We start from the raw sequence: 6,000 nt of genomic DNA, 5'->3' as shown, positions 1-6,000 counted from the left end.
ACGACAGCAACGACACTGACGACAGCAACGACACTGACGACAGCAACGACACTGACGAGAACGCCACCGATTCGGCACTGGACTCCTCGGACTACGACGAGGAAGCCGGTGACGTCGTCGAGTTCACCATCGACATGGAGAACGCCGATGAGGCGGTCCTCGTCATAGAGGACGAGAACGTCGATTACTGGGCCGACCTTCACATCGACTCCGGCGGTGAGGACGAGGTGAACGTCTCGTTCAACACCTACAACGCCGGTCAGGACGGCGCTGACACCTTCTCTACGGACAGCGAGAACGCGTCCGTCACTGTCCTGGATGAGCGAACTATCACGGCCGATACTCGCCTCAACACGGGGACGTACACCGTCGACCTCTACGTGAACGAGGACGGTGACAGCATCGACGTCCGGACCGTCGAAGACAGCGACCGTGTTGACGTCGAGGACCTCGAACAGGCCGACTCCGCTACCCTCGAACTGAGCGACGGTTCGATCGGTAACGCGACGGTCGGCGTCGCTCCCGGCGACGCTGACCTCGACAACGAAACCGACGTCGAGGACCTAGAGAACGCGACGACCCAGGGTGACGACGTCGCTGAAGGCGACTACGTCGTCGTGGGCGTCGATGCGTCTGGCGTCTTCGGCCTCCTCGACGAGGGTGACTTCGGCGAGGAGATCACCCTCGAGATGGTGCAGACCAACCCTGACACCTACGAGGCACCCACCGAACTCAACGGTAGTGACGTCGAAATCGTCGAGGATCCCGAGAACGACCGACTGTTCTTCGTCCTCGACACTGAGGGCGTCGTCGAAGCGGGTGAGGAGTACGACGTGACGTTCACCACCACTGAGGACTTCGACTACGTCGACGAGGACGTCGAGTGTACCACGAGCTTCAGTGTGGACGAGCGATCCGTCGCGGTCACCGGTGACCTCGACGACGACGATCGCCTGCAGGTCGAACTCGACGAGAACAGCACGGTCTCCGGTGAAACGAACATCGCGCCCGGTTCGGACGTCGATGTTCGACTCGATCTGAACGAGTCCGAAACCCTGAACCAGACCGTTCAGGTCCAGGACGACGGCACCATCGAAGCCGACTTCAACGTGAGCGATCACGAAGCCGGTGAGGAACTCGACGTCGAGATCGAGGACCCCAACAGTAACGCTACCGACAGTGTCACTGGTGTGTTCGTCGAGTCTCACGACGACGAGGACAAGTCCGACGACGGTGACAAGTCCGACCATGGTGACGACACATCCGACGACGAGGACAAGTCCGACCATGGCGACGACACATCCGACGACGGTGACGATGGTAGTGACGATGACGACACCGAGGACCAGCCTGGCTTCGGGATCGCGGTCGCCCTGATCGCGCTGCTGGCAGCGGCCGGCATCGCGTTCCGGAACCGCGCCTGATCGCTGAGAACTAACCGGACGCCCGTCCGGTCCCGCTGACACCTCGTTTTTTTTAACTCCGATCGCCCACCGCTGGCGCTGCTATTTTCATACCATAACCCGACAAATATATTAGAAATGAACCCGTTCGTCCGGGTATGCTTCCCGACCTGACACCGATCACCGACGCCATGGGGTGGGTGGTCATCGGGCTCTTCCTCGTCGGGATCGCCGCCGACTGGCGCGACAGGGTCACCGCGCGCCGGATCATTGCCGGTGCGTGGGCGCTGTTCGGGCTCTTCTGGTTGTTGATGGTCCCGTACTTCGCCTTCGAGCACCGCAGCATCGTTCAGACGGTTCTGGCTGTGGTCGCCGTTCCCGCCTGTGTGTACGTCGCCGGCCGACTCCTTCGGGGACGGGACTCCCTGCTCGTCCTCTCGCGTGCGGTGGGCGTCATGGGACTGATCTACCTCCCGTTCGGCGCGATTCCCGTGTTTCACGACACGCTGATCGAGATCGTCGCGGCCCAAACCCATGCCGGACTCGGACTACTGGGTTCGACGCCCGCCTTCGAGACCGACGCGGCCGGCCTGCGGAACACCTTCGCCTTCACTCTCCCGTCGGGTCAGCAGTACTCGACGCGGATCATCTTCGCCTGCACCGGAATCGGGAGCATCGCGATCTTCGGCGGGTTGATCGCGGCGGTTCGGGCGCCGCTCACACGCCGACTCGGTGCCCTCGCGGTCGCAGTCTCGATCATCTGGGTGCTCAACATCGCGCGCAACGTCTTCATCGCCTACTCCACGGGCCACCAGCTGTTCGCCCAGGGGTTCCTCGTCGATCCGGTGATGTGGGCCTTCGGACTCGACGACCCCGTTCGCGTCTCGTTTTTCGTCGCCGACCGGGTCCTCTCGCAGGGGCTCGCGGTGATCGCTTTGCTCGCGATCGCGTGGATCGTCGTGCGACTTCTACCGGAGCTGTACGTGGTCGTCGAGGACCTGGCGTACCTCCTCACCGGCGAGGAGTACGACGTCCGGAGTGGGGACCGGCGGGTCTGAACGACGGCTCCCGCTGGTGGCTGTTCGGTACGCGCAGCGGTGGCGGCCTCGTTTTCCGGTCGATGAACGCAACGCGAGTCTTGTCGGCTGTCAGCACTCGCAGTGTCCGGCCGACGGGATTTACGGGGACGCCTACAGCTGAAGCCAACCGGTCGTCAGTCCGCCGTCGTGCAGATACCAGCGCTGGTAGAGCTCACCGTCGCGAAAACAGAGTTCGATCACCGCGTCGAACAACGGTTCGAGCAGCGCGACCGTCCGGTTCGAGCGGTCGGCCGTGAGGTGGTAGTGTCCCATCCCGCCAACGCCCCGCACGCGGTGGGTGAGGAGGTGGAGGAACCGAAAGACCGTCTCGGGATCGTGCTCCGATATCAGGGGTGTAAGCGAGTCGAAACAGAGGCGCAGTTCCGCGGCCGAGAGCCCGCCGCTGGTTGCCTCGAACTCGGCGACCACCTCCGAGATGGCGGTCCCCAACCGGCCCAGCTCGTTCTCGGTTGCCCGCTCGGTGGGCGGGGCGGCGTCCGGCGTCGTCGCGAGGTTCGTCGCCGTCACTGCGGCACTCCGGGCGGCCGTGTCGTAGCGAACGACCGCGTGGCGGTCGGGGTCGGCGGTGGCGAGCGACGGACGGTCCGAACTCGATCGAGCGGTGTCCGCGAGGACGAACAGTCGTCGCCGGGCTTCCGTCGTGGTTTCGCCGAGGAACTGTCGGCAGGCCGTCTCGTGGGCGTCGGGCATTCGCGAACCGACGACGAGGAGGTTCGACCCGCGCTGCTTGAGCGCGTCGAGCTTCTGTACGAGAGCCGTCGTCTCCTCGTAGTCCGCGTTCCCGGGTCTCTGCTCTCGTCCCATTCTCCGTCCGTCTTTTCAATGGATTAAAACATAAACGTTGCGCCCGCTCGATCCGCAATCGAATCCGGTCGTATCGGGCCGGAAACCGCGGCTCAGATGTCATCCCTGATAAACAAGCGGGTCGATAGTTTTTTGTCGGATATCGATGCTATCATAAGGTGACGCTATGGCTCCATCGGTTCCCGAAGGAAAGACGGCCGAGCCGGTGACGATACAGTTCGAGTACGACGACGAGACTCTCGATATCATCGACACCGTCGAACGCCGGCGCTACTCGCTTTCCCTCGCGGGAACGACTCCCCCCGCTCGGATCGGAACGGAGTCGTTTCGTTTCCCGGTCGACAGTGCCGTCTCGGTCGAGACCGGCTCGATCACCCTCCCGACGGTGATCGCGACGTACATCAGGGACGAAGCGGGTCGAATGCTCGCCGAACCGGGTCAGTTCACCCACAGGTCGTTCCCGTCAGGAACGTACAGCATCGAGCTGTGCGCCCCGATGAAGCTGTATCTCCGTGCGGAGAGCGCATTCGAGATCACCACCGATGTCGCCGGAATGCGGCTCGATTTCCCCGATCCGACGGCCGTCGCGGTCGGCGCACGATCGAAACACGACCGACCGGCGGCGACCGTCACGACGACCGACGAGCCCGAGGACCTGATGAAAGCGATATCGACGTTCGGCTCGGCGCTGAAGACGACGAGCCCCGAGCGTTCCTATCCGACGCTTCGCGGCCATCCGCCGACGATCGAACGAGGGTCGGTGCTTTCGATCCCCGACGGACTGTCGCCGCCGGAGACGGGTATCACGATCGGGATACCGCCGACGCTCCGTCACGCCTACGTCGTGGCACCGCTCGCGTACTACCTCGGCGCGAGCGTCGAGCCCGCCGACGAGCCCGAAATCCGCGCCGATTCGGGTTACTCCCATTCGCTCGGAAGCGACGAACGATTCGAACGGTCGGTCGAACAGGTGTTGAAACAGTCATTCTTCCTCGACTGCATCACCCGGACGGAAGGGCTCTATCCCATCGACCTCCACGAACGCCAGCAGATAGAGCACCACGTCGACCTCGATTTCGAGGCGCTGTACGGGCAGTCGATCACCGCCCGGCTGGAGGCGTATCTCTCGGTCCCCTACTCGACGATCGAGGCTCACCTCCCCGAGTGGAAACTCACCTCGCACGTCGCAGCGACGCCCGAGAGCATCGAGATGCTCCCGTTTCTGGTCAACGACCTGGCGGTAGTCAGAACCCCGAACACGGGTGCGGGCGCGACGACGGAGCGCGGATCGACCGCTATCGAGGGCTTTCTCAGAAACTCGTTCACGCGTAGCACGCGCGAGGCCGCGGCCGCCGCGCCCGCCCAGGCGGAGTCGTTCGTCGAACCCGCCCGGACGGGCTCGATCGAGCAGATATGGGTCGGTAGCGAGACGCCCATGGGGGCGAGCAAGGCCACGCCGCAGGCCTACAGGAACCGACTCGCGCGCGAGCAGTCGGCAGGCGACATCTCTATCGGCGTCGTCTGTAACGACACCGAGATGGACGAGGAGCGGGATCTGGTCGACGACGTCTACGGCTCGCGTGAGGAGCTTCCCTTCGACGTGACCGCCCATCGAAACCTCACGCGTGCGGAGCTGCGCTCGGTGCTCGAACGCGACCTCGACTTCCTACACTACATCGGCCACATCGAACCCGACGGGTTCGAGTGTGTGGACGGACGTCTCGACGCGACGGAACTCGACGGGATCGGCGTCGACGCCTTCCTCCTCAACGGCTGTCGTTCGTACGATCAAGGGATGGCCCTGATCGACGGCGGCGCGATCGGCGGGATCGTCACCCTGACCGACGTGATCAACGCCGGCGCGGTGAAGATCGGCTCGGCGCTGGCCCGACTGTTGAACAACGGTTTCCCCCTACGGGCGGCCCTCGAAGTCGCGAAGGACGAGGACGTCATGGGCGAGCAGTATATCGTCGTCGGGAACGGGGGAATGACCGTTGTGCAGAGTGAAACTGGAACGCCAACAGTCTGTTTTGTAAGCGAAGAATCAGAAGAATTTGTCGTAGAAATAGTGGCCTACGTCACATCAATGGAAGGTATGGGGAGTCTGATTTTCCCAAGGATAGAGGACAACGAAGAGTACTATCTTAATTCAGGCTCAATTGCTACGTTCGAACTGACTGAATCGCAGCTAACCTCATTTTTAGATTTGGAGAATCTTCCAATCAGATATAACAGTAATTTATACTGGAGCGATAGTATCTCACAAGATTGTTTTGAATTAGGGGCCGGCGACCGTTAGGTTGCTGCCCGCTGCCGCGTTCCCCGCCTGCGTGAGCAGCAGCAGCATGGTGAACAGGACGCCGGTCATTCGGGGGTGATTCGCCAGGTACGTTTTGATGGTGTCGTCGGACATCACGATCTCACCATTGACACCCACCACTATGAATTTATTCGAAGATTATAGATATTAAATCTAGTCATTTAAACTAGTAAGGATAAGGAATAAAAGTGTTGTATAAATTATAGGAATGGGTCTTCGCTTCCCATCGGCCGGTTTGCTGGTTTGAGTGTTGGTGAGATTGGATATAATATCTGTCGGTACTATTGACATGTTTTACTTATGAATACGCTATAAATATATCAGTCTACATATCATAGATCATAATATCTACTTATAAATAAATATCTTGTGG

At 61.2% G+C, this 6,000-nt stretch carries 5 protein-coding genes; 3 read left to right on the top strand and 2 right to left on the bottom strand.

Annotation, left to right across the window (positions count from 1 at the left end; all coding sequences use genetic code 11):
• The coding region (locus EAO80_RS00530; protein ID WP_122087996.1) for a BGTF surface domain-containing protein at positions 1–1,424 on the top strand (1,424 nt) is incomplete at its 5' end.
• Positions 1,425–1,561: 137 nt separating this feature from the next.
• Positions 1,562–2,461 (top strand): archaeosortase A, encoded by a 900-nt coding sequence (artA, locus tag EAO80_RS00525; protein WP_122087995.1) that lies wholly within the window; start codon positions 1,562–1,564, stop codon positions 2,459–2,461.
• A 132-nt stretch (positions 2,462–2,593) separates the two neighbouring features.
• On the opposite strand, the gene EAO80_RS00520 is transcribed toward artA, so the two are convergent.
• Entirely contained in the window at positions 2,594–3,307 is a 714-nt protein-coding gene (locus tag EAO80_RS00520; RefSeq protein ID WP_122087994.1) for a DUF7504 family protein, read from the bottom strand.
• Between the two features lie 166 nt (positions 3,308–3,473).
• Here EAO80_RS00520 and EAO80_RS00515 point away from each other — a divergent pair, with 166 nt between their 5' ends.
• Positions 3,474–5,606, top strand: coding sequence for a hypothetical protein (locus EAO80_RS00515; protein WP_122087993.1), 2,133 nt, complete (start codon positions 3,474–3,476; stop codon positions 5,604–5,606).
• On the opposite strand, the gene EAO80_RS19325 is transcribed toward EAO80_RS00515, so the two are convergent.
• A complete protein-coding gene (locus tag EAO80_RS19325) occupies positions 5,586–5,720 on the bottom strand; it encodes a DUF7503 family protein (RefSeq protein WP_449404313.1) in 135 nt (44 codons plus the stop codon). The two genes, EAO80_RS00515 and EAO80_RS19325, sit on opposite strands and share 21 nt — an antisense overlap.
• Positions 5,721–6,000: the final 280 nt, after the last annotated feature.

The sequence above is a fragment of the Halalkalicoccus subterraneus genome (assembly GCF_003697815.1).
In the GTDB taxonomy this organism is placed as follows: Archaea; Halobacteriota; Halobacteria; order Halobacteriales; family Halalkalicoccaceae; genus Halalkalicoccus; species Halalkalicoccus subterraneus.
This window is presented reverse-complemented; position numbering and strand designations above follow the sequence as displayed.